General features: G+C 71.0%; 22 protein-coding genes. 14 read left to right on the top strand and 8 right to left on the bottom strand.

Annotated elements, in window-relative coordinates:
* Positions 1-164: 164 nt before the first annotated feature.
* Complete coding sequence (locus ACIPSE_RS06340; RefSeq protein ID WP_401658031.1) at positions 165-731, top strand: Uma2 family endonuclease; 567 nt, start codon at positions 165-167, stop codon at positions 729-731.
* A 329-nt stretch (positions 732-1,060) separates the two neighbouring features.
* Positions 1,061-4,261, top strand: a complete 3,201-nt coding sequence (locus tag ACIPSE_RS06335) for a tetratricopeptide repeat protein (protein WP_401658029.1) — start codon at positions 1,061-1,063, stop codon at positions 4,259-4,261.
* Positions 4,262-4,291: 30 nt separating this feature from the next.
* Here the strand turns inward: ACIPSE_RS06335 and ACIPSE_RS06330 are convergent, their stop codons facing one another.
* Both ACIPSE_RS06330 and mca read right to left on the bottom strand, forming a co-directional pair.
* Positions 4,292-4,546 carry a hypothetical protein gene (locus ACIPSE_RS06330; protein ID WP_401658027.1) on the bottom strand — a complete coding sequence of 85 codons (255 nt, stop codon included), beginning with the start codon at positions 4,544-4,546 and terminating at the stop codon, positions 4,292-4,294.
* Entirely contained in the window at positions 4,539-5,420 is an 882-nt protein-coding gene (gene mca, locus ACIPSE_RS06325) for a mycothiol conjugate amidase Mca (protein WP_401658025.1), read from the bottom strand. The genes ACIPSE_RS06330 and mca overlap by 8 nt, the downstream gene beginning before the upstream one ends.
* 141 nt (positions 5,421-5,561) lie before the next feature.
* Between mca and ACIPSE_RS06320 the strand changes: the two genes are divergently transcribed.
* Both ACIPSE_RS06320 and greA read left to right on the top strand, forming a co-directional pair.
* On the top strand, positions 5,562-5,960 hold the full coding sequence (locus ACIPSE_RS06320; RefSeq protein WP_401658023.1) for a DUF4307 domain-containing protein: 399 nt from the start codon (positions 5,562-5,564) through the stop codon (positions 5,958-5,960).
* 168 nt (positions 5,961-6,128) lie between these two features.
* Positions 6,129-6,629 (top strand): transcription elongation factor GreA, encoded by a 501-nt coding sequence (gene greA / locus ACIPSE_RS06315; protein WP_401658021.1) that lies wholly within the window; start codon positions 6,129-6,131, stop codon positions 6,627-6,629.
* A gap of 97 nt (positions 6,630-6,726) precedes the next feature.
* Here greA and ACIPSE_RS06310 read toward each other — a convergent pair whose 3' ends face one another.
* From ACIPSE_RS06310 to ilvA, 3 genes are all read right to left on the bottom strand, one after another.
* Positions 6,727-7,572, bottom strand: coding sequence for an ABC transporter permease (locus ACIPSE_RS06310; RefSeq protein ID WP_401658019.1), 846 nt, complete (start codon positions 7,570-7,572; stop codon positions 6,727-6,729).
* Positions 7,569-8,594, bottom strand: a complete 1,026-nt coding sequence (locus ACIPSE_RS06305) for an ATP-binding cassette domain-containing protein (RefSeq protein WP_401658017.1) — start codon at positions 8,592-8,594, stop codon at positions 7,569-7,571. Before ACIPSE_RS06305 ends, ACIPSE_RS06310 begins: the two co-directional genes overlap by 4 nt.
* 196 nt (positions 8,595-8,790) lie before the next feature.
* Entirely contained in the window at positions 8,791-10,029 is a 1,239-nt protein-coding gene (gene ilvA / locus ACIPSE_RS06300; RefSeq protein ID WP_401658015.1) for a threonine ammonia-lyase, read from the bottom strand.
* Positions 10,030-10,192: 163 nt separating this feature from the next.
* Between ilvA and ACIPSE_RS06295 the strand changes: the two genes are divergently transcribed.
* The 3 genes from ACIPSE_RS06295 to ACIPSE_RS06285 all read left to right on the top strand — a co-directional run bounded on the left by ACIPSE_RS06295 (position 10,193) and on the right by ACIPSE_RS06285 (position 11,603).
* On the top strand, positions 10,193-10,699 hold the full coding sequence (locus tag ACIPSE_RS06295; RefSeq protein WP_401658013.1) for a MarR family winged helix-turn-helix transcriptional regulator: 507 nt from the start codon (positions 10,193-10,195) through the stop codon (positions 10,697-10,699).
* 155 nt (positions 10,700-10,854) lie between these two features.
* Positions 10,855-11,358, top strand: coding sequence for a sigma factor-like helix-turn-helix DNA-binding protein (locus tag ACIPSE_RS06290; RefSeq protein WP_401658011.1), 504 nt, complete (start codon positions 10,855-10,857; stop codon positions 11,356-11,358).
* On the top strand, positions 11,355-11,603 hold the full coding sequence (locus tag ACIPSE_RS06285; RefSeq protein ID WP_401658009.1) for a hypothetical protein: 249 nt from the start codon (positions 11,355-11,357) through the stop codon (positions 11,601-11,603). Before ACIPSE_RS06290 ends, ACIPSE_RS06285 begins: the two co-directional genes overlap by 4 nt.
* 28 nt (positions 11,604-11,631) lie before the next feature.
* Here ACIPSE_RS06285 and ACIPSE_RS06280 read toward each other — a convergent pair whose 3' ends face one another.
* Positions 11,632-12,786 carry a cystathionine gamma-synthase gene (locus ACIPSE_RS06280; protein WP_401658007.1) on the bottom strand — a complete coding sequence of 385 codons (1,155 nt, stop codon included), beginning with the start codon at positions 12,784-12,786 and terminating at the stop codon, positions 11,632-11,634.
* A gap of 105 nt (positions 12,787-12,891) precedes the next feature.
* Here ACIPSE_RS06280 and ACIPSE_RS06275 point away from each other — a divergent pair, with 105 nt between their 5' ends.
* A complete protein-coding gene (locus tag ACIPSE_RS06275; RefSeq protein ID WP_401658005.1) occupies positions 12,892-14,010 on the top strand; it encodes a hypothetical protein in 1,119 nt (372 codons plus the stop codon).
* Positions 14,011-14,089: 79 nt separating this feature from the next.
* Here the strand turns inward: ACIPSE_RS06275 and msrA are convergent, their stop codons facing one another.
* A complete protein-coding gene (gene msrA / locus ACIPSE_RS06270) occupies positions 14,090-14,602 on the bottom strand; it encodes a peptide-methionine (S)-S-oxide reductase MsrA (protein WP_401658003.1) in 513 nt (170 codons plus the stop codon).
* Between the two features lie 207 nt (positions 14,603-14,809).
* On the opposite strand from msrA, the gene ACIPSE_RS06265 reads away from it, so the two are divergent.
* A complete protein-coding gene (locus ACIPSE_RS06265; protein WP_401658001.1) occupies positions 14,810-15,433 on the top strand; it encodes a DUF4291 domain-containing protein in 624 nt (207 codons plus the stop codon).
* A gap of 187 nt (positions 15,434-15,620) precedes the next feature.
* Positions 15,621-16,214 (top strand): hypothetical protein, encoded by a 594-nt coding sequence (locus ACIPSE_RS06260; RefSeq protein ID WP_401657999.1) that lies wholly within the window; start codon positions 15,621-15,623, stop codon positions 16,212-16,214.
* 35 nt (positions 16,215-16,249) lie between these two features.
* Here ACIPSE_RS06260 and ACIPSE_RS06255 read toward each other — a convergent pair whose 3' ends face one another.
* A complete protein-coding gene (locus tag ACIPSE_RS06255; RefSeq protein WP_401657997.1) occupies positions 16,250-17,293 on the bottom strand; it encodes an NAD(P)-dependent alcohol dehydrogenase in 1,044 nt (347 codons plus the stop codon).
* 171 nt (positions 17,294-17,464) lie between these two features.
* On the opposite strand from ACIPSE_RS06255, the gene ACIPSE_RS06250 reads away from it, so the two are divergent.
* The 4 genes from ACIPSE_RS06250 to ACIPSE_RS06235 all read left to right on the top strand — a co-directional run bounded on the left by ACIPSE_RS06250 (position 17,465) and on the right by ACIPSE_RS06235 (position 24,298).
* On the top strand, positions 17,465-18,376 hold the full coding sequence (locus ACIPSE_RS06250; protein ID WP_401657995.1) for a helix-turn-helix domain-containing protein: 912 nt from the start codon (positions 17,465-17,467) through the stop codon (positions 18,374-18,376).
* A gap of 101 nt (positions 18,377-18,477) precedes the next feature.
* Positions 18,478-19,983 (top strand): ABC transporter permease, encoded by a 1,506-nt coding sequence (locus ACIPSE_RS06245; protein ID WP_401657993.1) that lies wholly within the window; start codon positions 18,478-18,480, stop codon positions 19,981-19,983.
* A 54-nt stretch (positions 19,984-20,037) separates the two neighbouring features.
* Positions 20,038-20,721, top strand: coding sequence for an ABC transporter ATP-binding protein (locus tag ACIPSE_RS06240; RefSeq protein ID WP_401657991.1), 684 nt, complete (start codon positions 20,038-20,040; stop codon positions 20,719-20,721).
* A gap of 328 nt (positions 20,722-21,049) precedes the next feature.
* Positions 21,050-24,298: a S8 family serine peptidase gene (locus tag ACIPSE_RS06235; protein ID WP_401657989.1), complete on the top strand. Its 3,249-nt coding sequence runs from the start codon at positions 21,050-21,052 to the stop codon at positions 24,296-24,298.
* The last annotated feature ends 7 nt before the right edge of the window (positions 24,299-24,305 follow it).

Here is a 24,305-nt window from a genome sequence, read left to right as displayed (position 1 = left end):
CGGCGAAACACCGACGAGCCCGCCGCACCCGGCCGAACCGCACCCATGCGCCACCACGTGACGGGCGGCCCCTTCCCTTCCGAGCCGGGCAGCCCGGCGCCTCGGAACAGTAGGCTGGGCGCAGCAGCGCCGGACCTGCCGAGGCTTCTCGAAGGAGGTACACGATGACCGCCGAGATGGTGGCGCCCGCGTGGATGCATTCGCAGATCAGCGCGGAGCAGTACGACTCCTGGTCCGAAGAGCAGTGCGCCGGCATCGAGATCGTGGACGGGATGGTCGTCGTGAGCCCGAGCGCCTCCAAGCGCCACAACCGGCTGGCCCGGATCCTGGCCAACGCCTTGGACGCCGCAGCGGGCCCGGACTGGAACGCAGACACGGACTTCGACGTCCGCCTGCAGGACGTTCCGCTCACCAACCGCCGTCCTGACGTCATCGTCTACCGGGCGGAGGCCATCGACCTCACGCCCACCCGCCCCGAGCACGTGCTGCTGGTCGTCGAGGTGGTGTCGCCCGGCTCGGAAACCACGGACCGGATCGTGAAGGCGGACCAGTACGCCAGGGCGGGCATCCCCTTCTACTGGCGCGTCGAACAGGCCGCCACCGGTGTCCCGATCGTGTACACCTACGTCCTCGACCCCGCCACCACGGCTTACAGGGACGGCGAGATGTTCACCGGCACGGTGAAGGCCACCGCGCCTTTCTCCATCACGGTCGATCTCGGGGTCTTGTAGGGCACCTTGGCGAGCTGTCGCACCAACCGGGCAACCGTCCAAAGGGCGGCCGAAGTCTCGGGTCGACTGGCACCAGTGACAGCTGGAGCAACCCACGCTCAGCGGCAGGGGTTTGTCCGGGTCCGTCCTGGCGTGGTACCCGGCCCCGTACCCGGCAGGCAGGCCCCGGACGGCGCCCGGGGCACGGCCGCGCCCACGTCCCGAACCGCCCCCTCGCAGCCCTCCGGGACCGCCCCCCGTAGAAGGTGATCCTCCGGCCCTCTCCCCACAGCGTCCCGTCCGCAGCACACTTGACCAAGAAAGCCGTTGTCGTCGGAGGGGGACGAGACATGCGGGACAGCCATCGGGTGGAGGCCGAGCGGCTGGTGGCCCGGGCCGTCGAGGAGGAGGTGCGGCGCTCCGGCGGGCGCACCGACGGGACCGTGCTGCTGACGCGGGCGCGTGGGGCGCTGGACTCCATGGCCGCGACGGCCACCGAGGAGTACGAGGCGTACACGAGAGCGCTGGACGAGGCCTCCGCGGGCCAGTTGTCGTTCGGGCAGCGCTACGCGAAGGAGGGCGGCGGGACCCCGCTGATGGTCGCCGCGGTGGCCGCCGTGGCGACCGCGGTCGCCGACCTCGTGCTCGGCACGGGCACCGGGACGGCGCTCGGCGCGGGCGTCGCGGTGGGAGTGATCGGCGCGGCGGCGACGGTGGTGAAGGTCGCCGGCTCGCATCTGCCCGCCGCGCACCACCAGGCGGGCGCGCTCGGCCAGCCGGGCGGGCCGGAGGCGCTGCGGCTGACCTGGCTGACGGCCCTGGAGGTGCGGGGTATCCGGCCCTTCCTCGACCAGCAGCGGGTGCGCAGCGCCTCGACCGGGCCGAAACGGACGGGACCGCGGCTCAAGGGCGCCGACAAGAGCGCGGCGGCCCGCGGCCGGAACGTACTGGAACAGTCCTTCGGCCAACTCCCGGAGCCGGTCGGGGACTTCGCGGGGCGGCGGACGGAGTCGGCCCGTATCCGGCAGTGGGTGCAGTCGGCCCGCGCGAGCACCGAGACCCGGCCCACGGTCGTCGTCCTGCACGGCGAGCCCGGCAGCGGGCGCTCCACGCTCGCCCTGCACGCCGCGCACGATCTGCGCGACCACTTCCGCGGCGCGTGCGTGGTCGACCTGCGCGGCGGCGGCGCGGAGGAGGCCGCGCTGTCGACGCGGGACGCGCTGCTGCATCTGCTCAACCGGCTCGGCGCCCCCCGCGAGCAACTCCTTTTCCGCGAGCGCTCCTCACCGGACCAGCAGGTCAAACGGCTGAGCGAGCTGTACCACCAGCATCTGACGGGCCTGCCGGTGACGATCGTCCTGGACGACGCCGCGGACCCCGAGCAGGTGCGCGTCCTGGTCCCCGAACGCTCCGACAGCCTGGTCCTGGTCACCGCGCGCACCCCGCTCGCCCTTCCGCCGGACCTGCCGGCCTGGGTGCACCACCTCCCCGTCGACGTCCTGGACGCGGCGGGCGCGGAGGACCTGCTGGGCACGGCCGCCCAGGACCGCTCCGGTCCCTACGACGCCGAATCCGCGGAGCGCATCCGGGAGTTGTGCGGCGGCCTGCCGCTGGCGCTGCGCATCGCGGGCTCCTCGCTCGGCCCTCGTTCCCCGCGCGCCCTGGCCGCGGACCTCGGCGCGTACGGCCCTGTCGAGCCCGTCGAGCGGGCCCTGTGGCTGCGCTACACCGACCAGTCGGACACGGCCCGCCGGCTGCTGCGCCGGCTCGCCCTGGCCGGCCGGGCGTCCCTGGGCGCGGCTGCGGCGGCGGCGCTGATCGGCGGGAACCGGGCGGAGGCGACCCGGCAACTGGTCGCGCTGTCCCGGGCCGGTCTGCTCGACCACGTCCGCGGCGACCGCTACCGCCTGCACGACCTGGTCCGCGCCTTCGCCCACGCACGGCTCCTGGACGAGGAGGAACCGGCCGAGCGCACCGCCGCGCAGGAACGTCTCATCGTGAACTACGCGGAGCTCGCCGACTCGGTGCTGCGCCTGGTCGACGGCAACATGTCGACCCGCTCCGACCGCTTCAGCCCGCACGGCTTCACGTCCCTGGACGAGGCGCTGCGCTGGCTGGACGACGAGTCGAGCTTCATCACCTCCACCCTGCGGCAGGCGGAGGGCGTCGACCAGGGCGCGGTCCTCAACCTGCTGGGCGCGCTGTGCGACTACTGCCTGCTCCGCGGCGACCTGTACCGCCTCGGGGAGATCAGCGAACTCGCCCAGGCCGTCGACCAGGGCCTGCTCGTGCGCTCGGTCCAGTGGCGCACGGGCATCGCGGCCCGCCAGCTCGGCGAGCTCGACAAGGCACGTACGACGCTGACGTCCGTGGTCGACCTGTACATGGAGGCCCACCACGACGCGGGTGCCGCACGCGCCCTGTGCTCGCTCGGCATCACCCTGCACCACCAGGGCAATCTGACGGAGGCGGCGGCCAAGCTCCACGAGGCCCTCGACCTCCAGGCGGCCCCGGAACTGGCGACGGACCGGGCCTGGACGATGCACGCGCTCGCCGCGGTGGAACGCGACCGGGCCCATCTGTCGGCGGCGCTGGAGCTGCTCACCGACTCCCTGGTCCTGCACCGGGCGGGCGAGTCCGTGCACGGGGAGGCCTGGGCGCACTTCCAGCTCGGCCAGCTCGGCCTGCGCATGGGCGACGTGCCGCGAGCGGAACGCGAGCTGCGCACCGCCCTGGACCTGTACGGCCGTACCCGTGACTCCCGCGGCGAGGCCTGGGCGCTGACCCAGCTGGCCCGTGCCCGCCTGGTCGCGGGCGACCCCTCCCCCGCCGTCGACGGGCTGCGCCAGGCGGCCTCCCGCCACCGCGACAACGAGGACGCCCGCGGCGAGGCCTGGTCGGTGTACTACCTGGGCCAGGCCCTGGAGGAGACCGGCAACCTGGATCTCGCGGTCCGGGAGCTGGAACGCTCGCGGACGATGTTCTCCCGGATGCGGGACGTCTACGGCCTGGCCTGCGCCCGGCACCATTCGGCTCGCGCCACCCGGGACCAGCGCGCCGCGCAGACGGGTTCCCTGCGCAACTCCGGCTTCGCCCGGCAGCTGCTGGTCGACTCCCGCGCCGACTTCCAGCGCATCGGGGTCGCCCACGGCGAGGCGTGGACCTGCCTGGAACTGGCCGTCGTGGACGCCGGGAACGCCCGCACCCAGCAGGCGCTCGCCCTGTGCGACGAGGCGCTCGGCCTGTTCACGTCCTACGGCGACCGCCGCGGCGAGGACTGGGCGCGCTTCCTGCGCTGCACCCTGCTGCCCTACGCGGCCCCCGGCGGCATGGAGATCGGCGTCGCCGTCGCCCAGGAGGAACTCGCGGCGCTGCGCCGCACCGGCCATCCCCTGCGCGACGAGAAGCTCGACGACTACGTCGAGGCGTATCTCCTCGTGCTGGAACGGGGCGTCAGCCTGGAGGACGGCTGGCAGGCCTGGCGGCTCGGCATGGTGCCGAACCGGCATGCCCGCGAGGTCATGGGGGTGCCGGTGACGGCCGCGGACTGAGCACCGTCGGGCATCCCCACGACCGGGGTGTCAGCTCTGGCCGGTCTTCGGCGTCCCCGGGGAGGCCTCGGACTCCGCCGTCGCCTTCGGGTCCGGGGCCTCCTTGAAGTCGACCCGGCCCAGCTGCCGGCTCATCGACTTCATCAGGCCCCACACCGCCAGCGCCATGACGGCGAAGACGATGAAACCGAGGACGCCGGGGGTGACCTTGTTCTCGTCCACCTCCTTGGCGAGGGGGACGAGGTGCGTCATTGCCAGGCTCACGCTTGCGCTCATGTCAGGCATTGTCCCGGATGCCCGCGAAGAGGTCGTCCTCGGGGAGGGAGGTGTCGACGAGGGACTTCGCGAGCTCGTACTCCTCCGTCGGCCAGACCTCCTTCTGGATCTCCATCGGGACCTTGAACCAGCCGCCGTCGGGGTCGATCTGCGTGGCGTGCGCGATCAGCGCCTTGTCACGGATCTCGAAGAACTCGGCGCACGGGATGTGCGTGGTCAGCGTCCGCTCGGTGCGCTCGAACTCGCTCCAGCGCTTGAGCCAGTCCCCGTAGGGCGACTCCAGGCCCCGGTCCAGCAGCGCGTTGTGCAGCGCCTCGGTGCGCGGACGGTTGAAGCCCTGGTTGTAGTAGAGCTTCTGCGACTGGAAGGCGGGGCCGAACTCGGCCTCGGGGAACTTCTCGGTGTCCGCCGCGCCCTCGAACGCCACCATCGAGATCTTGTGGGTCATGATGTGGTCGGGGTGCGGGTAGCCGCCGTTCTCGTCGTAGGTGGTGATCACCTGCGGGCGGAACGCGCGGATCTTGCGGACCAGCTCCCCGGCCGCCTTGTCGACGTCCTCCAGGGCGAAGCAGCCCTCGGGCAGCGGCGGCAGCGGGTCGCCCTCGGGCAGGCCGGAGTCGACGAAGCCGAGCCACTCCTGCTTCACGCCGAGGATCTCGCGGGCCTCGTCCATCTCCTTCTTGCGTACCTCGTGGATGTGCTCCTCGATGTACGTGTCGCCCTGGAGCTTCGGGTTGAGGATGGAGCCGCGCTCCCCGCCCGTGCAGGTCACGACCAGCACGTCCACCCCCTCGGACACGTACTTCGCCATGGTGGCCGCGCCCTTGCTCGACTCGTCGTCGGGGTGGGCGTGGACGGCCATCAGTCGCAGCTGGTCAGTCAAGACTCAATCCTCGGTATGTCGGCGCCCCCGGGTCTGAGGGAGCGATCGGCGGCTTCTATAGTGACCGAATCGGGAGGCGAATAATTCCGGGGGCCGTGACAGGCAGGTTTCGCGGACCGGACACCGGCCGAGAGGACGATCATGAGCACGGCGAGTACGCGACTGCCCGAAGGGCGCTACGGCCGTTCCTCGGACGAGCGGGCCGACCACAAGCTCAAGATCGTCGGCGGGATCCTCGGCGCTCTGCTCATCGCCCTCATCGGGTACTTCGCCTACCACTACGTCGGCCAGAACAAGATCAGCGCCGAGGTGATCACCTTCGAGCAGCAGAAGGACTCGGTGCGGGTCCATCTGGAGGTCCGCAAGGACGCCGGGGTGAGCGGCTACTGCACCGTGCGCTCCCAGGCGGAGGACGGCGCCGAGGTCGGCCGGGCCGACTTCCGCTTCTCCGGGGACGCGACCCGGATCGACCGGGCGGTCACCCTGCGGACGACGTCACCGGGCACCACCGCGGAGCTGATGGGCTGCCACGCCGACTGAGTTCATCCCCTTGACGTACGGACTGACCTGCGTTGACGTGATTCTCGTGCGTTATGTCCTCCCCCTTTGCGCCTCGAATTGTTAGGCTCGTGGTTTCGCCCTTCCGTGAAGGAACATTCTTCTGGGTAGGGCGATGCTTTGTATTCCCAGTACCTACGAGGAGCACCTGTGACCCAGACCAGCGAAGACGTCACCTGGCTTACGCAGGAGGCGTACTCCAAGCTCAAGGAAGAGCTGGCGTACCTGTCTGGTCCCGCGCGCGAGGAAGTCACCGCGAAGATCGCGGCCGCGCGCGAGGAGGGCGACCTGCGCGAGAACGGCGGGTACCACGCGGCGAAGGAAGAGCAGGGCAAGCAGGAGCTCCGCATCCGCCAGCTCACCCAGCTCCTGGAGAGGGCCAAGGTCGGTGAGGCCCCGGCCTCCGCCGACGGCGCGGTGGCGCCCGGCATGGTGGTGACGATCGCCTTCGACGGCGACGAGGACGACACCACGACCTTCCTCCTCGCCTCCCGCGAGTACGCGAGCACCGACATCGAGACCTACTCGCCGCAGTCCCCGCTGGGCTCCGGCGTGATCGGTCACAAGGTCGGCGAGGACGCGGAGTACGAGCTGCCCAACGGCAGGAAGGCGTCCGTGAAGATCCTCAAGGCCGAGCCCTACAGCGCCTGACCCCAGCTCCCCACGAAACCCCCGGCGCCCGACGGCACCGGGGGTTTCTTCGTACCGCCGCCGTCGAGAACGCCGACGGCCGGGCGCGGTCGGATGGTCAGGCGGTCGCCGAGCGGTACTTGCGCACCGCGAGCGTCCGGAAGACGACGACGATCAGCACGGAGTAGATCAGCGACGCCCACACCGGGTGCTGCATGGGCCAGGCGTCGGACTGCGAGACCCCGGGGTTGCCGAACAGCACGCGGCAGGCCTGCACCGTGGCACTGAACGGGTTCCAGTCGGCGACATGGCGCAGCCAGGGCGTCATCTGGCCGGTGTCGACGAACGCGTTCGAGATGAACGTCACCGGGAACAGCCAGATCAGCCCGCCCGAGGTGGCCGCCTCCGGGGTGCGCACGGACAGGCCGATCAGCGCGCCGATCCAGGTGAAGGCGTAGCCGAGCAGGAGCAGCAGACCGAACGCGCCGAGCACCTCGCCGAAGCTGGTGTGGGTGCGCCAGCCGACCAGCAGCGCGACCATCGCCAGCACGAACAGCGTGAGCGCCGTCTGCACGGAGTCGGCGAGGGTGCGCCCGGTCAGCACCGCGCCCCGCGCCATGGGCAGCGAACGGAACCGGTCGATGAGCCCCTTGTGCATGTCGTCCGCGATGCCCGCGCCCGCGCCGGCCGTGGCGAAGGTGACGGTCTGGGCGAAGATGCCGGCCATCAGGAACTCGCGGTACACGGAGGAGTCCGTGGTGCCGCCGATGTTCATGGAGCCGCCGAAGACATAGCTGAACAGCACCACGAACATGATGGGCTGGATGAGCCCGAAAATTACCATTTCGGGAATTCTGGACATGCGAATCAAATTGCGCTTCGCGACCACCAGTGAGTCACGGATCGACTGGGTCACCGGGTTCGTGGCGGGTGTGATGCGTACGGCGTCGGTGGTGGTGGTCACTGGGCCGCCTCCTTCTTCTGTCGGCGGTCCTTGGCGTCCTTGGCGTCGCCGGTGGCCTTCGTGCCGTTCTCCTCCGCCTCGTTCTCGGCGTGGTGGCCGGTCAGGGAGAGGAAGACGTCGTCGAGGGTCGGGCGGCGCAGGCCGATGTCGTCGATCTCGATGCCTCGGGTGTCGAGTTCCCGGATGACCTCGGCGAGGAGCTTGGCGCCGCCGGTGACGGGCACCGTGAGCTTGCGCATGTGCTCCTCGACGGTGGTGTCGCCCTTGCCGAAGCCGCGCAGGACCTCGGAGGCGACCGGGATGTCGTCGCGCTCGTGGACGACGACCTCGACGCGCTCGCCGCCGGTGCGGGCCTTGAGCTGGTCGGAGGTGCCGCGGGCGATGACCCGGCCGTGGTCGACGACCGCGATGTCATGGGCGAGATGGTCGGCCTCTTCGAGGTACTGCGTCGTCAGCAGCAACGTCGTGCCGCCGGAGACGAGTTGCTTGATGACCTCCCACAACTGCTGGCGGTTGCGCGGATCGAGGCCGGTCGTCGGTTCGTCCATGAACATCACGGGCGGCGAGAGGACGAGAGCCGCGGCGAGGTCGAGGCGGCGGCGCATGCCTCCGGAGTACGTCTTCGCGGGCCGGTCGGCGGCGTCCGCGAGGTTGAACTGCTCCAGCAGTTCCACCGCCCGGGCCTTCGCCGCCTTGGCCCTCATCTGGTAGAGCTGGCCGACCATCTGGAGGTTCTCGCGGCCGGTCAGGTACTCGTCGACGGCGGCGAACTGGCCGGACAGGCCGATCGAGCGCCGCACCTCGTTGGGCTGCTTGAGCACGTCGAGGCCGGCGACGACGGCCTTGCCGCTGTCGGGCCGCAGCAGGGTCGTCAGGCAGCGGACGGTCGTCGTCTTGCCTGCGCCGTTGGGGCCGAGGAGGCCCAGGACGGTGCCCTCGGGGACATCGAGGTCGACGCCGTCCAGAGCCTTTACGTCGCCGAAGGTCTTGACCAGGCCTTCGGCATAGATGGCGCCTGGCATATCAGTCTCCACGTCGTTGGGGATTCTTCGAGAAGCCTAGGTAGGAGCGGGTCGGCCCGCCCGTTGTTTTTCCGGCGGCGGCGTGCACGACGACCACGGACACACCATAACGCGATGTATCGCGTCTCTCAATGGAGTTGCCCGAACGAGTGAACCAAGCCCCGCCAACCTCGGCCGATGGCCTCAGCCGCCGACCTCAGCCGATGACCGTGTACCCCGCCTCACGGAGGGCCTGGCCGACCTCGACGCAGTGCTCCGGCCCCTTCGTCTCCAGGTGCAGTTCGACCTCCGCCTCCGTGAGCCCGAGCCGTGGATCGGTCCGCACATGGCTCACGTCCAGGACGTTAACGTCCACCACTGACAACGCCCCCAGAAGCGTGGCGAGGGCGCCCGGCCGGTCCGTCAGCCGCAGGCGTACGGCCAGGTAGCGGCCCTGCGCCGCCATGCCGTGCCGCAGGACGCGTTCGAGCAGCACCGGATCGACGTTGCCGCCGGACAGCACCGCGACAACCGGTCCCTCGAAGGCGCCGGGGTCGCTCAGCAGCGCCGCGACGGGGCTGGCTCCGGCCGGTTCGACGACCAGCTTGGCCCGCTCCAGGCTCAGCAGCAGCGCCGCGGACAGCTCGTCCTCGCTGACCGTGCGCACCTCGTCGACCAGCTCGCCGATGATCCCGAACGGTACGTCGCCGGGCCGTCCGACCTTCATGCCGTCGGCCATCGTCGCCGGGTTCCGGATCGACACCGGGCGCCCGGCCGCCAGCGAGGGCGGGTACGCCGCCGCGCCCGCCGCCTGCACGCCCACGATCCGCACGTCGGGCCGCAGCGACTTCACCGCGACGGCGACCCCGGCCGCCAGACCGCCGCCGCCGATCCCGACGACGATGGTGCGCACCTCGGGGCACTGCTCCAGGATCTCCAGGCCGACGGTGCCCTGGCCCGCGATGATGTCGGGGTGGTCGAAGGGGTGGATGAACACCGCCCCCGTGCGCTCCGCGTACTCCTGCGCGGCGGCCAGGGTCTCGTCCACCACCTGTCCGTACAGGTGCACGTCGGCGCCGTAGTCGCGGGTCGCGCTGATCTTCGGCAGCGGGGCGCCCTTCGGCATGAACACCGTGGAGCGCACGCCCAGCAGGGCCGACGCCAGCGCGACGCCCTGCGCGTGGTTGCCGGCGCTCGCCGCGACGACCCCAGCGGCCCGTTCCTCGGGCAGCAGCCCGGCGATCCTGACGTAGGCGCCGCGCAGCTTGAACGAGCCGGTGCGCTGGAGGTTCTCGCACTTGAAGTGCACCGGAGCGCCCACCAGCTGCGACAGGTGCCGGCTGCCCTCCATCGCGGTCATCCGCGCCACGCCCGAGAGCATCTTCTGGGCGCCCCGCACATCGTCGAGAGTCACGGGCCGCAGGGAGCGAAAGGAGTCAGCCGTGCTGTAGCTCATGACACAAGCATCGCAGTTCACAGGCGCGCGCGACCGCTGTGACCAACGTGCGAGACCGGTTTGCGCAGCCCCGGTACGGCCCGCCTTCCGGCCGCGTACCCTGTCCCCCAACCCAGCACCCATTATCTGAAGTGAGCCCCCGGCCATGCCCACAACACCTGAAATGTCGATGGACATGACGACCGTCGGTGACAGCGGTCTTCTCGACACGCTGCAGCACGAGGTGGCGGTGTTCGCCCGCCGTGCCGAACAGACCCGGCTCGGCGGCGTCGGGCAGGTGCGCAACTCCATGGACCGTGCCGCGTATCTGCTGCTCAACCGCCTCGACAAGGAAGGCCCGATGGGGGTCAAGGCCCTCGCCGCGAGCATGGGCATCGACTCGTCGACGGTCACCCGGCAGGTGGCTCCCCTGGTGGACACCGGGCTCGTCAAGCGCACCTCCCACCCGGAGGACGGCCGGGCCGTGGTGCTTCAGCTGTCCCCGCGCGGGCTGTCCCGGCTGGAGGAAGTCCGTTCCTCCCGGCGCCAGTTGATGGCGGAACTGACCCAGGACTGGGCGCCGGAGGAGCGTGTCGCGTTCTGCACGCTCCTGACGCGCTTCAACACCGCGCTCTCCTCCCGGATGGCGGCCCAGGGTCTGACCGGCGCGGAGCCCCCCGCGGCCTCCTGAGCACGGACCGCACGCGGGACGTCCCCGCGCCCGAGCTCCTGCCGCGCGGTCCGCTGATGCGCGGCCCTTGACCGAAAGGCCCCGCCTGGCCTCATATGAGACCGGGTCCCGTTCCTTCGAGACTTCGAGTCGCCGTAGACGGGGAGGCGGGCGCGGTGCGACAACGGCAGGCGGAACGTCAAGCCCGCCGGGCCCGGGAGTTCAAGGCGTTCGTCGCGGGCGCGGCCGGACGGCTGCTGCACTCCGCGACGCTGCTGACGGCGGAGGCCCCGGAGGACAACCCGCGCGCGCTCAGGCTGCTGACGCTGTCCCTCGCGCACACGTACGCGGGCTGGGACCGGATGCGCGGCGAGGACCCCTACGACCATGCCCGCCAGTATCTGGCGTCCCGCTTCGCGCGCGGTGCCTGGCATCAGCGCGGCGGCCTGCTCGGCGGCCGTTCCCGTGCTGTCGGCCCGCTCGCGGCCCTGGGTCCGCAGGAGCGTCTGGTGCTGGTCCTGCGGCTGTACGAGGGGGTCGCCGAGGAGCAGACGGCGGCGCTCCTGGGCCTGCCGGTGGAGCGGGTCCGGACGATCTGCGACCGGGCCACCGCGACCCTGCTGCACCCGCCGCGCGGGCCCGCGCCGACCGTACGGGGAGCGAAGGTGGCACCGTCGTGAACCGTCCCGAGCGTGAGGCGGCCGTGCGCCGGATCATGGACCGGACGCCGCCGCCCGTGCCGCCGCAGCTGTACGAGGAGGCCGTGCGCCGGGGCGGGAGGATGCTGCGGCGGGAGCGGGCGGCGCGCCGCGTGCTGTGGTTCCTGCTGGTGGCGGCGGGTGTGGCGTTCCTCGTGTGGGCGCTGACGGTGCAGCCGTGGGTGGAGCCGCCGTCGGAGACGACCCCACCCGTGACCGGCTGGTGAGCCGGCCTGCATGGCTGCCGGCCGAGGGCTAGCCGAGGGCCTGCTGGAGGTCCTCCAGGAGGTCGTCGACGTTCTCGATGCCGACGGAGAGGCGGACCAGGTCGGCCGGGACCTCCAGGGCCGAGCCCGCGGCGGACGCGTGCGTCATCCGGCCCGGGTGCTCGATCAGCGACTCGACGCCGCCGAGGGACTCGCCCAGGGTGAAGACCTTGGCGCGGTTGCAGACCTCGACGGCCGCTTCCTCGCCGCCCTGGACCTGGAAGGAGATCATGCCGCCGAACGACCGCATCTGCTTGGCGGCGATCTCGTGACCGGGGTGGTCCTCCAGGCCCGGGTAGAGGACCTTCGTCACGCGCGCGTGCCGGGTCAGCATGTCGGCGATCTTCGTGGCGTTCTCGCTGTGCCGGTCCATGCGCACCGACAGCGTCTTCGTGCCGCGCAGCACCAGCCAGGAGTCGAAGGGGCCGGCGACGGCGCCCATCGCGTTCTGGTGGTACGCCAGTTCCTCGCCGAGCGCCTCGTCGGCGGTGATCAGCGCACCGCCGACGACGTCGGAGTGGCCGCCCATGTACTTGGTCAGGGAGTGCACGACGACGTCGGCGCCGAGGGCGAGGGGCTGCTGGAGGTAGGGCGTCGCGAAGGTGTTGTCGACGACGAGCCGGGCGCCGGCGTCCCGGGCGATCTGGGCGACCACCGCGATGTCGGTGATGCCGAGCAGCGGGTTGGAGGGGGTCTCCACCCACACGACCTTGGTCCGCGGGGTGAGGGCGGCCCGAACGGAGGCGGGGTCGCTGGTGTCGGCGACCGACCATTCCACGCCCCACCGGGAGACGACCTTCGCGAAGAGGCGGAAGGTGCCGCCGTACGCGTCGTTGGGGATGACCACGTGGTCGCCGGGGCTGAGCAGCGTACGCAGCAGGCAGTCCTCGGCCGCCAGTCCGGACGCGAACGCGAGGCCCCGTCGGCCGCCCTCGAGGGCGGCGAGGTTCTCCTCCAGGGCGGTACGGGTCGGGTTGGCGCTGCGGCTGTACTCGTAGCCGCCGCGCAGACCGCCGACGCCGTCCTGCTTGTAGGTCGAGACCTGGTAGATGGGCGGGACGACCGCGCCGGTGAGGGGGTCCGCCGTGTTGCCCGCGTGGATCGCGAGCGTCTCGAAGTGCTGACTGATGTGCCTGTCGCTCATGGGTCCCGAGCGTAGTCCGCATTTCGGACCGGTGTGGCCGCGGAGTTTTCCACAGCCCCGGGACCTGGTTGGCCAATTGTCGGCGGTGTCTGGAACGCTTGAGGCATGGAGATTCTCTGGGTCCTGATGGCGGTGGTCCTGTTCGGCTTCGTGCTGCTTCCGGTCCTGCGACGCAGGAGGGGCATGATCGAGCAGGTCGCGCCGGGGCACCCCGACGCCGCGGACCCCGCGAACTACGGCTTCGTACGGCAGGAGGAACTGGACGTCCGGATGCCCGGACCCGACCAGGACCTGCTGGACGTGCTGGACCTGGTGCAGCGCACCCAGGACCACCGGGCGGCGTCGCAGCTCCTCGCGGGCACCGAGAAGGAGGGCGAGCGACGCTGGCAGCGGGTGCAGGCCTTCGCCGGGGCGGCCTCCCTGGAGCTGAAGCAGCGGCCGGGCGGCGTGAGCGAGTCGCCGGGCGGCCAGTGGCTGCGGGTGTGGCGGGCCGAGGCGCCCAAGGACGCGGGCGGCGCGGCCGTGCACGCGGAGTTCCTGGTGCAGCAGGCGTGGCGGACGTCGGCACCGGGCACGGACGAGTTCCGGATCATCATGGAGGAGGCGCGGTCGGCGTGCGCGGAAGCGGCGCTGCTCGCCCCGGGCGACCCGGTCCCTTACATCGTCGAGCTGTCGGTGGCGCGTGGGCTCGCGTACTCGCAGGCCGAGTTCGACCAGCTGTGGGCGAAGATCCTGGACCGTGCGCCCGCGCACATGGGCGCGCATCTGGCGGCGCTGCACTACTGGTGCGAGAAGTGGCACGGCACGCGTGAGCAGGCGATGTCCTTCGCGGAGGCCGCCGCGGCCCGGGCGCCCCGGGGCTCGCTGCTCTCGGCGATGCCGCTGTTCGGGGTCTTCGAGCATCTGCCCGAGGTGAACCTGGTCAGCGGCTTCTACCAGAGCGAGGTCGTCACCAAGGCGATGCACGGGGCGCTGCACGCGGTGCACTCGGCGCGCGCGGACGACCCGATGCTGGCGCACGTGCGCCATCTGCTGGTCTTCTTCCTGGTCCGCGGTGAGCGCTGGTCCGAGGCCATGCAGCAGCTCATCCACATCGACGGTCATGTCGGCGCCCTGCCGTGGACCCTCTCGCCGGACCCGGCGGCCGAGTTCGCGGTGTACCGGGCCCTGGCGGTCGCGGGCTACGAGGCGAACGGCGGCAGCCCGGCGACGCTGTCGCACTGACGCCGGGGCGGGACACGGCACGGGGCGCCGCCCACCGGAGGGGATCCGGTGGGCGGCGCCCCGTGCGTGTACGGGTCGGTCAGCCCTCGGTGCGGGCGGGCAGGCGCCAGCCCGGGCGGGGGAAGTGGCAGGTGTAGCCGTCCGGGTACCGCTGGAGGTAGTCCTGGTGCTCGGGCTCGGCCTGCCAGAAGGGGCCGACGGGCTCCACCTCGGTGACGGCCTTGCCGGGCCACAGGCCGGAGGCGTCGACGTCCGCGATGGTGTCCTCGGCGATCCGCTTCTGCTCGTCGTCCACGTAGTAGATCGCCGAGCGGTAGCTGAGGCCGATGTCGTTGCCCTGGCGGTTCTTGGTGCTCGGGTCGTGGATCTGGAAGAAGAACTCCAGCAGCGCGCGGTAGTCGGTCCGCTCGGGGTCGTAGAGGATCTCGATGGCCTCCGCGTGCGTGCCGTGGTTGCGGTACGTCGCGTTCGGCACGTCACCCCCGGTGTAGCCGACCCGGGTCGCCGTCACGCCCGGAAGGTGGCGGATCAGCTCCTCCATCCCCCAGAAGCATCCGCCGGCCAGTACGGCCCTCTGAGTCTGCGCGGCCATGACGGCTCCTCCACTGTCGTTCGTTCGGCTGGGTCACCGGGCCCGGAGGACGCACACCCCACCGGCGTTCCGGGCCCACCGACGTCAACACACCGGACCCCCGGAGGATTCCGCGCCCTGACCTGCGGGTCCCGGGCGCGGGGCGAGCGGTGGCCGCGAACGAAATCCGGTGGCCGCCGGACCCTCCGCACCCCCAGGCTGTAGGCCATGTCCAGTTCGGTCCCTCTCCCCCTCCCCCTGCCTCGGCCGCGGCACGAGATCCGCGCCGCCTACTCCGCGTCCACGATCACCGTCTACCAGGCGTACCCCCCGCACCTCGGTCTGCCCGCCGCCCGCGACGGCCGTTTCCCCGCGGCCTGGAAGCGGGAGCGGATGACCTGGGTGAAGCCGAGCTTCCTGTGGATGATGTACCGGTGCGGCTGGGGCACGAAGGAGGGACAGGAGGTCGTCCTCGCGATCGAGATCGAGCGGCACGGCTTCGACTGGGCGCTGCGTGAGGCCTGTCCGTCGAGCCACACCCCCGGGGTGAACGCCGACCGGGCGACCTGGCAGCGGGAGCTGAGGCGCGCTCCGGCGCGGGTGCAGTGGGATCCCGAGCGGGACCTACGACTGGAGCGGCTGCCGCACCGGTCCCTCCAGCTCGGGCTGCGCGGTGAGGCGGTGCGCCGCTACGCGGACGAGTGGACGGTCGGCATCCGGGACGTGACCCCGCTCGCGCACGAGATCCACGCGCTGGTGCGGGGCGGCGATCCGGACGCCGCCTCCCGGCTGCTCCCCGAGGAGCGCCCGTACCCCGCCGGGGACGAGGCCGTCGGCCGTCCGCGCGGCTGAGCGCGTCCCGTCGGCGGCCTCCCGGGCGCCCTGGCCGCTCCGTCGCCGCCCCCTGACAGAACGTGGCCGAAGTTCTCGTCATGGACACGGAGACGCGTCGTGTCCACCATCCTTACGTCGGTGGCGCGGACATCGCGTCCACCACCGCGCGCCGAACGGGAACCCGCAGGGAAGGAAAGCTCGCCCCATGACACGTGAACTCCGCCTCTCCGCCTACCAGTCCGCGCTCCGGGACCGGATGCTCGACGCGCCCGAGGTGCCCGCGCCGGAGCCCTGGCGGAAGGTGGCCGGGACGTGTGTCGCCGTCGGCGGGCTGCTCGGCATCGGGTTCGCGGCGCATCCCGAGGACGGGCGCGACCTGGTGATGGTCGTCTCCAGCGCCGGTCACGGCCTGCTCGACGCCACGACCGGCGAGAAGATCGCCCGGGACCGCGATCCGGACGACGAGGGCGCCACGCCCGACGGGACCGACGACCTGACCTGCCCGGGCCTCGGGCCGGTCACCGGCACCCGGGTCCGCATCGCCGGGCTGTACGGCGGCGGGCTCCACTCCGGCACCGACGACGGCTGGGGTGTCGAGGTCATCTCGCCGGACTGGCCGCTGGACCGTGTCCTGCTCTCCCACCACGACGGCATGCCGCACAGGGGGCCGCACGGCGAGAAGTGGTGGCACGTCCTGCACGCGTACTACTCGGAGTTCCGTGCCGCGGGCTTCTCGCCGTCCGGCCGCACCCTCGCCGTGGCGACCAGCAGCGACGTCACCCTGTGGACCCGGCCCTGAGGACCGGGTCCACGGGGCGCCGCTCCCGTCCGGCGTCAGATCGTCGCCGCGTCGATCACGAACCGGTAGCGGACGTCGCTGGCGACGACCCGCTCGTAGGCTTCGTTGATCTGGTCGGCGCGGATCAGCTCGATCTCGGCGCCGAGGCCGTGCGTGGCGCAGAAGTCGAGCATCTCCTGCGTCTCGGGGATGCCGCCGATGTTGGAGCTGGTCAGCACACGGCGGTTGCCGAAGACCGAGGAGAGCTGGATGTTCACCGGCTCCTCGGGCAGCCCGACGTTGACCATGGCGCCGTCGGTGCGCAGCAGCGACAGGTAGGCGCCGAAGTCCAGGGGCGCGGAGACGGTGTTGAGGATGACGTCGAAGGTGCCCTTGAGGTCCTCGAAGGTCCGCTCGTCACCGGTGGCGTGGTAGTGCGTGGCGCCCAGCTTCAGACCGTCGTCCTTCTTGCGCAGGGTCTGCGACAGGACGGTGACCTCGGCGCCGAGCGCGGCGGCGATCTTCACGCCCATGTGGCCGAGCCCGCCGAGGCCGACGACGGCGACCTTCTTGCCGGGGCCCGCGTTCCAGTGCTTGAGGGGCGAGTACGTGGTGATGCCGGCGCACAGCAGGGGCGCGGCCTCGTCGAGCTGGAGGCCCTCGGGGATGCGGACGACGTAGTTCTCGTCGACGACGACCTTCTGGGAGTAGCCGCCGTGGGTGACCTCGCCGTCGGCGCCCACGCTGTTGTACGTCCAGGTGGGGCCGCCGTTCGAGCAGTACTGCTCCAGGCCGGCCCGGCAGTTGTCGCACTCGCGGCAGGAGTCGACCATGCAGCCGACGCCCACGCGGTCGCCGACGGCGTACCGGGTGACACCGGGGCCGACCTCGGAGACGATGCCCGCGATCTCGTGGCCGGGGACCATGGGGAAGTTCGCGGTGCCCCAGCCCTCGCGGGCCTGGTGGATGTCGGAGTGGCAGATGCCGGCGAACTTGATGTCGATCAGGACGTCGGACTCGCCGACCGGACGGCGCTCGATGGTGGTCCGCTCCAGCGGAGCCTTCGCGGCGGGGGCGGCGTACGCAGCAACGGTGGTCATGCCGGGGTTCTCCTAGCAGTGGTGGCGCGCCCGGCCGCCGTCCGGTCGGGCACGCTCACCAGCATGCCGTGAGCCGTGGGTGTCCGCCCAGGTCACGGCTTTGCGTACGACCGCTGTGCCTACCACTGGCGGGGACAGGATGCTGGTCGTACGACGATGAATACTTGACGTATGGACGAACAGGCGCGGGAGGCACCGTCGGGCCCGCTGGACCGGCGGGCCGAGCTGAGCGAGTTCCTGCGGACCCGGCGGGCGCGCCTGAAGCCGGAGGACGTGGGCCTGCCGGACTTCGGGCGGCACCGCAGGGTGCCGGGGCTGCGGCGCGAGGAGCTGGCGCAGCTCGCCGGGGTGTCGGTGGCCTACTACACCCGCCTCGAACAGGGCAACGGCCGCAACGTCTCGGCGGAGGTCCTGGACTCCATCGCCCGCGCGCTGCGGCTGACGGACGCCGAGCACGCGCATCTGACCCATCTGGCCAAGCCGAAGCAGCTGAAGAAGAAGCCGGTCGCGCGGACCGGGACGGACCAGGTGCGGGGCGCGCTGCGGCATCTGCTGGACTCGATCGAGACGGTCCCGGCGTACGTCTCCGGGCGCCGCTCCGACATCCTCGCGTGGAACCCGATGGCGGCGGCCGTCTTCGGCGACTGGGGCGAGCTGCCGCCGCAGGAGCGCAACTGGGCCCGGCTGGTGTTCCTGAAGCCGGAGTACCGCACCCTGTTCGTCGACTGGGACCGCAAGGCCACCGACATGGTCAGCTATCTGCGGATGGACGCGGGGCTGCACCCGGACGACCCGCGGCTGTCGGCGCTGGTGGGCGAGTTGTCGGTGAAGTGCGAGGAGTTCCGCCGGCTGTGGGCCACCCACGACGTCAAGGAGAAGAACTTCGGCGTCAAGCGGCTGCACCACCCGCTGGTGGGTGAACTCTCCCTGCACTGGGAGTCGTTCGGGATCTCCGACGGCACGGAGCAGTTCCTGACCACGTACCACGCCGAGCCGGGCTCCCCGTCGTGGGAGTCGCTGCGGCTGCTGGCGAGCTGGGGCACGGACGCGACCCGGTCCGGCGGGGCGCTGCGCCGGCCCTGACAGCGTCGTCCGGGTATTTTCCTGGCCTGCGGACAGCCTTCTCATCGTTCTCTTATTTCAGCCTTATCCAGCCATCACGCGGTGTCCCTACGTTTCGGCGCATGTTCTTCACCTACCTGAGGCGCGAACTGCGCCGCCGCAGAAAGGCGGCCCTCGTCGTCGCCTCCGGGCTGGCGCTCGGTATCGCGCTGGTCATCGTGGTCAGCTCCGTGTCGTCGGGCATGAGCAAGGCCCAGGACAAGGTCCTGCAGTCGCTGTACGGCCTCGGCACCGACATGACGGTCACCAAGGCCGCCGCGGCGCCCACCGCCAACAGCTCCGAGCGTCCGCGGTTCAACTTCGACGCGCAGGACAGCGACTCGGGCGAGGAGCAGAGCAGCGACCGGGTGATGGTCCAGGGCTTCCAGACCCTGGCGACCTCGACGGTCACCAAGGTCGGCGACCAGGCGGGTGTCTCCGACGCCGTGGGCGGTCTGAGCCTCCAGGTCATCAAGGTGAGCGGCGAGTTCACCCGCGGTGAGTTCCAGCAGAACCAGGGCGGCGGCCAGAACGGCGGCGGCGGTCAGGGCGGCGGCCAGAACGGCGGCGGCACCGGCCAGCCGCAGGGCGAGGTCCGGGGCGGCGGCGCCAACTTCGACGTCAACAACTACTCCGTCTACGGCACCGACGTCACCAAGCCGGCGCTCGGCCCGCTGACCTCGTCGGAGATCACCAGCGGCCGTACGTTCAAGACCTCGGAGACCGACGCGAAGGTCGCCGTCGTCGACTCGGCGTACGCCAAGGAGAAGAAGTACAAGGTCGGTTCGACCGTCACCGTCAAGAGCGTCAAGTTCAAGGTGATCGGCATCGCCACCGCCAGCAGCGGCGACTCGGCGGCCAACCTGTACATCCCGCTGACGCAGGCCCAGACGCTCAGCGACTCGAAGAACAAGGTCACCACGATCTACGTCAAGGCGACCGACTCGCAGAAGATCGACTCGGTCAAGTCGACGATCCAGAAGAACATCTCGGGTACGACGGTGACGACCTCCGCCGATCTCGCGGACACCGTCTCCGGTTCGCTGTCCACGGCGTCCTCGCTGGCCACCAACGTCGGCAAGTGGCTGTCGATCGCGGTGCTCGTGGCCGCGTTCCTGGTCGCCGGTCTGCTGACCTCCTCGGCGGTCTCCCGCCGGGTCCGTGAGTTCGGCACCCTGAAGGCGCTGGGCTGGCGTTCGGGCCGGGTGACCCGGCAGGTCGTCGGCGAGGCCATGGTCAACGGTCTGCTCGGCGGTGCCCTCGGCATCGGGCTCGGCCTCGCGGGCGCGTACATCGTGACGGCCATCAGCCCCACCCTCGAAGCCTCCCTGGGCGGCGGCTCGGGCGGCGGCGGTGGCGGTGGCGGCATGGGCGGCGGCGGTATGGGCGGCCCCGGCGGCATGGGCGGTCCCGGCGGGGGCCAGACCTCGTCCAACACCCTGGAGGTCGCCCTGACCGCGCCGGTGAGCGTGACGACGGTGGTGATCGCGGTGGGCCTCGCGGTGGCCGGCGGTCTCATCGCGGGCGCGTTCGGCGGCTGGCGGGCGTCCAGGCTGCGGCCGGCGGACGCTCTGCGGCGCGTCGAGTAACCGGCACCACCAACCCCCAGGAGCCACCACCGAACCCTCAGGAGCCTCACCACCATGTACGAACTCAAGGGCGTCACCAAGCGCTACAGCAGGGGCAAGGACACCGTCGACGCCCTCGCCGGCATCGACCTGACCATCGCCGACGGGGACCGTCTGGTCATCCAGGGCCCCACCGGCGGCGGCAAGTCCACGCTGCTCCAGATGCTCGGCGGGCTGGACCGGCCCACCGGCGGCGAGGTCGTCCTCGACGGCACCGACCTCGCCAAGCTGTCCGAGGCCAAGCTCACCCGGGTGCGCAGCGAGAACATCGGCTTCGTCTTCCAGTCCTTCAACCTGATCCCGACGCTCACCGCGCAGGAGAACGTCGAGACGGCGCTGGTGCCACTGGGCGTGAAGACCAAGGAGCGGCGCGAGCGGGCGGCGGAGGCGCTGCGGTCGGTCGGCCTCGGCGAGCGGCTGGGGCATCTGCCCTCGGAGATGTCCGGCGGCCAGCAGCAGCGCGTCGCGATCGCCCGCGCGCTCGTCAAGAACCCCAAGGTGCTGCTCGCCGACGAGCCGACCGGCAACCTCGACGAGTCGATGCGCGACGAGATCATGGAGGTGCTGGAGCGCATGTGGAAGGAGCTGGGGCTGACCTTCATCATGGTCACCCACGACTCCGCGATCGCGAAGAAGGCCCCGCGTCTGGCGACCATCCGCAAGGGCAGGATCACCGTCAAGGAGAACGCCACCTCCTGAACGCCGACTTCTGAACGCCAACTCCTGAACGTCAACTCCTGAACGTCAACTCCTTTTCTGTTCAGGGGAGTCGGGCCCGCGGCGGGCGACTGTACGAACGTCTCGTAACAGTCGTCCGCTGTGGGCCTCCTGTGTCTTGAGGCGGCTGATCACCCCCCGGCATACTGCGCGTACCGGGGGGTGCACGCGCAGGCGTGCGGGACCACCCCCGCCCGGGTGAAGGGGAATTCGCCCGGTACCTCAGCTAGGGGGAAGTTTGCGCAGACAACTGAATCGCGCGTGCGCTGCCACCGTCGCCACGGCGGCAGCCGTCGCTCTCGCCGCGGGCATGACCAGCCCGGCAGCGGCGAAGCCCGAGCAGCGGGCGGCGGGCGCCTCGGCCGCCGCCCCGCAGCTCACCGCCCGCCACCACATCACCCTGATCACGGGTGACCGGGTGGCCGTCGACGCCAAGGGCCAGGTGGTGGCGCTGGAGCGGGCGCCGGGCCGGGAGAGCGTCCCCGTCCAGATCCGCAAGGCGGACGGACACACGCTGGTCATACCCGGCGACGCGGCCCGGCTGATAGCCACCGGCAAGCTGGACCAGCGGCTGTTCGACGTCACCGAGCTCAACCGGGCGGCGGTGCGCACCTCGCAGGCCAAGGGCCTGAAGGTGATCGTCGGCTACCGGGGCGCCGCAGCGGCGGCGAAGGAGGACGTCCGCGACGCGGGCACCCTGCGCCGCACCCTGAAAACACTCAACGCCGACGCGGTGCAGGCCCCGACGGCCAAGGCGCCCGCGCTGTGGGAGGCGGTCACCGACGGCGACCGCGCGGCCTCCGGCATCGCGCACGTGTGGCTCGACGGCGTCCGCACGGCCAGTCTCGACAAGTCCGTGCCGCAGATCGGCGCCCCGAAGGCGTGGGCCGCCGGCTACGACGGCAAGGGCGTGAAGATCGCGGTGCTCGACACGGGCGTGGACGCGACCCACCCGGACCTCAAGGACCAGGTGATCGAGGCCAGGAACTTCTCCACAGCCGCCGACGCCACCGACCACTTCGGCCACGGCACGCACGTCGCGTCCATCGCGGCGGGCACCGGCGCCAAGTCGGGCGGCAAGTACAAGGGTGTCGCGCCCGGGGCGAAGATCCTCAACGGCAAGGTCCTCGACGACAGCGGCTCGGGCGACGACTCCGGCATCCTCGCCGGCATGGAGTGGGCCGCCGCGCAGGGCGCCGACGTCGTCAACCTCAGCCTCGGCGGCATGGACACCCCGGAGATCGACCCGCTGGAGGCGGCGGTCAACAAGCTGTCCGCCGAGAAGGGCATCCTGTTCGCGATCGCGGCGGGCAACTCCGGCCCGGAGTCGGTCGGTTCGCCGGGCAGCGCGGACGCCGCGCTGACCGTCGGCGCCGTCGACGACCAGGACGTCCTCGCCCCGTTCTCCTCCACCGGCCCGCGCACCGGCGACGGTGCGATCAAGCCGGACGTGACCGCGCCGGGCGTGGACATCACGGCCGCCTCGGCCAAGGGCAGCGTCATCGAGCAGGAGGTCGGCGAGAAGCCGGCCGGCTACCTCACCATCTCCGGTACGTCGATGGCGACCCCGCATGTCGCGGGCGCCGCGGCGATCCTCAAGCAGGAGCACCCGGACTGGACGTACACCGAGCTCAAGGGCGCCCTGACGGGGTCCACGAAGGGCGGCACGTACTCCCCGTTCGAGCAGGGTTCGGGCCGCATCCAGGTGGACAAGGCCATCAAGCAGACCGTGATCGCCGACCCGGTGTCGGTGAGCTTCGGTACGCAGCAGTGGCCGCACACCGACGACAAGCCGGTGACGAAGGACCTGACGTACCGCAACCTCGGCACGACGGCCGTCACACTGAAGCTGTCGGCGACGGCCACGAACCCCAAGGGGGCGGCGGCTCCGACCGGCTTCTTCAAGCTGGGCGCCACCACGGTGACCGTCCCGGCGGGCGGTACGGCCTCGGTGCCGGTGACGGTGAACACCAAGCTGGGCGGCACGCTCGACGGCGCGTACTCGGCGTACGTGACGGCGACCGGCGGCGGCCAGACGGTCCGTACGGCGGCTGCCGTGCAGCGTGAGGTGGAGTCGTACGACGTCAAGATCAGGCATCTCGGCAAGGACGGCAGGCCGACGGCGGACTACAACACCGTCTTCTTCGGCTACTCGGGTCTCGCCGAGGGCCGCGGCTACCAGGTGACGGTCGACGAGTCCGGCACCACCACCATGCGGCTGCCCAAGGGGAACTACCTGCTGGACGCGTGGATCGCCAAGGACTGGACGACCTTCGAGGGCGGCGTCGACTGGGTGGTCCAGCCGAAGCTGTCGGTCACCAAGGACATCTCGCTGACCGTCGACGCCCGCACCACCAGGGCGGCCGACATCACGGTGCCGGACGCCTCGGCCGAGCCGCTGTCGGCGATGATCGGCTACCTGTACGAGCCGGCGGGTCTCGGGGTGGGTCTCGGGCTCGGTTCGTTCGCCGATCTGCGGATGGCGCACCGGGGCGGAGAGGCCGCGAGCGGTCTGAGCCAGACCTGGAGCGGTCAGTGGACCAAGGGGGCGAACGCCGAGTACGACGTCGCCACCACCGCGAAGGTGAAGAAGATCCAGGGTGACAAGGTCCGCCACTTCAAGGCGTCCGAACTCGCCACGGTGAAGAACGAGTTGGGCGCGGCTGCGGCCGGCAAGACCGGCGGGCTCACCGCGTACGGCATCTTCCCCGAGGACTTCGTCTTCGGCACGACGGTGGAGCAGAAGGTGCCGGGCACCCGGACGCTGTATCTGTCGACGTCCGACAAGGTCCAGTGGACCTTCGACTTCCTCCAGTTCAGCGGGACGGACGCCGACGGCTTCCCGGTCGCGGACGCCTACTACACGCTGGGCGCCCCGCAGACCTTCAAGGCGGGCCAGAAGTACACGAAGACCTTCAACACCGCGGTCTTCGGTCCCCATCTCAACGCCGACTTCGGTGTGTTCCGCGAGGGCAACCAGCTCTACGGGATCATCCCGCTGTTCGCCGACGGCAAGCACCACGCGGGCTCCTCCGACTTCACCTCGGTGAAGACGGAGCTGTACCGCAACGGCACGAAGATCGGCTCCAACCAGGACCCGTTCTTCGGTGAGGGCGTCTTCACCCTGCCGTCCGCCGACGCCGAGTACAAGCTGACGTCGTCGGTCAAGCGCAGTGTGAAGGTGGCCGCGGCCTCCACGCGGATCGACGTGAGCTTCACGTTCCGGTCCAAGAAGTCCTCGGCCGACCAGGTCAAGCTGCCGGTCTCCACGGCCCACTTCGGTGCCGTGACGGGTCTCGACAGCCGGGTGAAGGCCGGTGAGACGGTGAAGATCCCGGTCACCGTCGAGGGCGCCGCCAAGGGCTCGAACCTCAAGTCCCTGACGGTGTACGTCTCCTACGACTACGGCCAGACCTGGAAGAAGGTCACCGTCTCCGGCGGCAAGATCACCGTCAAGAACCCGGAGAAGGGCAAGGGGATCTCCTTCCACGCGAAGATCACGGACAAGAAGGGCAACAAGTCCACGGTCTCGCTCTACAACGCCTACTACGGCAAGTAGCCGAAAG

Origin of the sequence: Streptomyces sp. NPDC090106, from assembly GCF_044747265.1 — a bacterium.
Lineage (GTDB): Bacteria > Actinomycetota > Actinomycetes > Streptomycetales > Streptomycetaceae > Streptomyces.
Note: the sequence above shows the minus strand (reverse complement) of the source record. Positions and strands in the feature narration are given on the sequence as shown.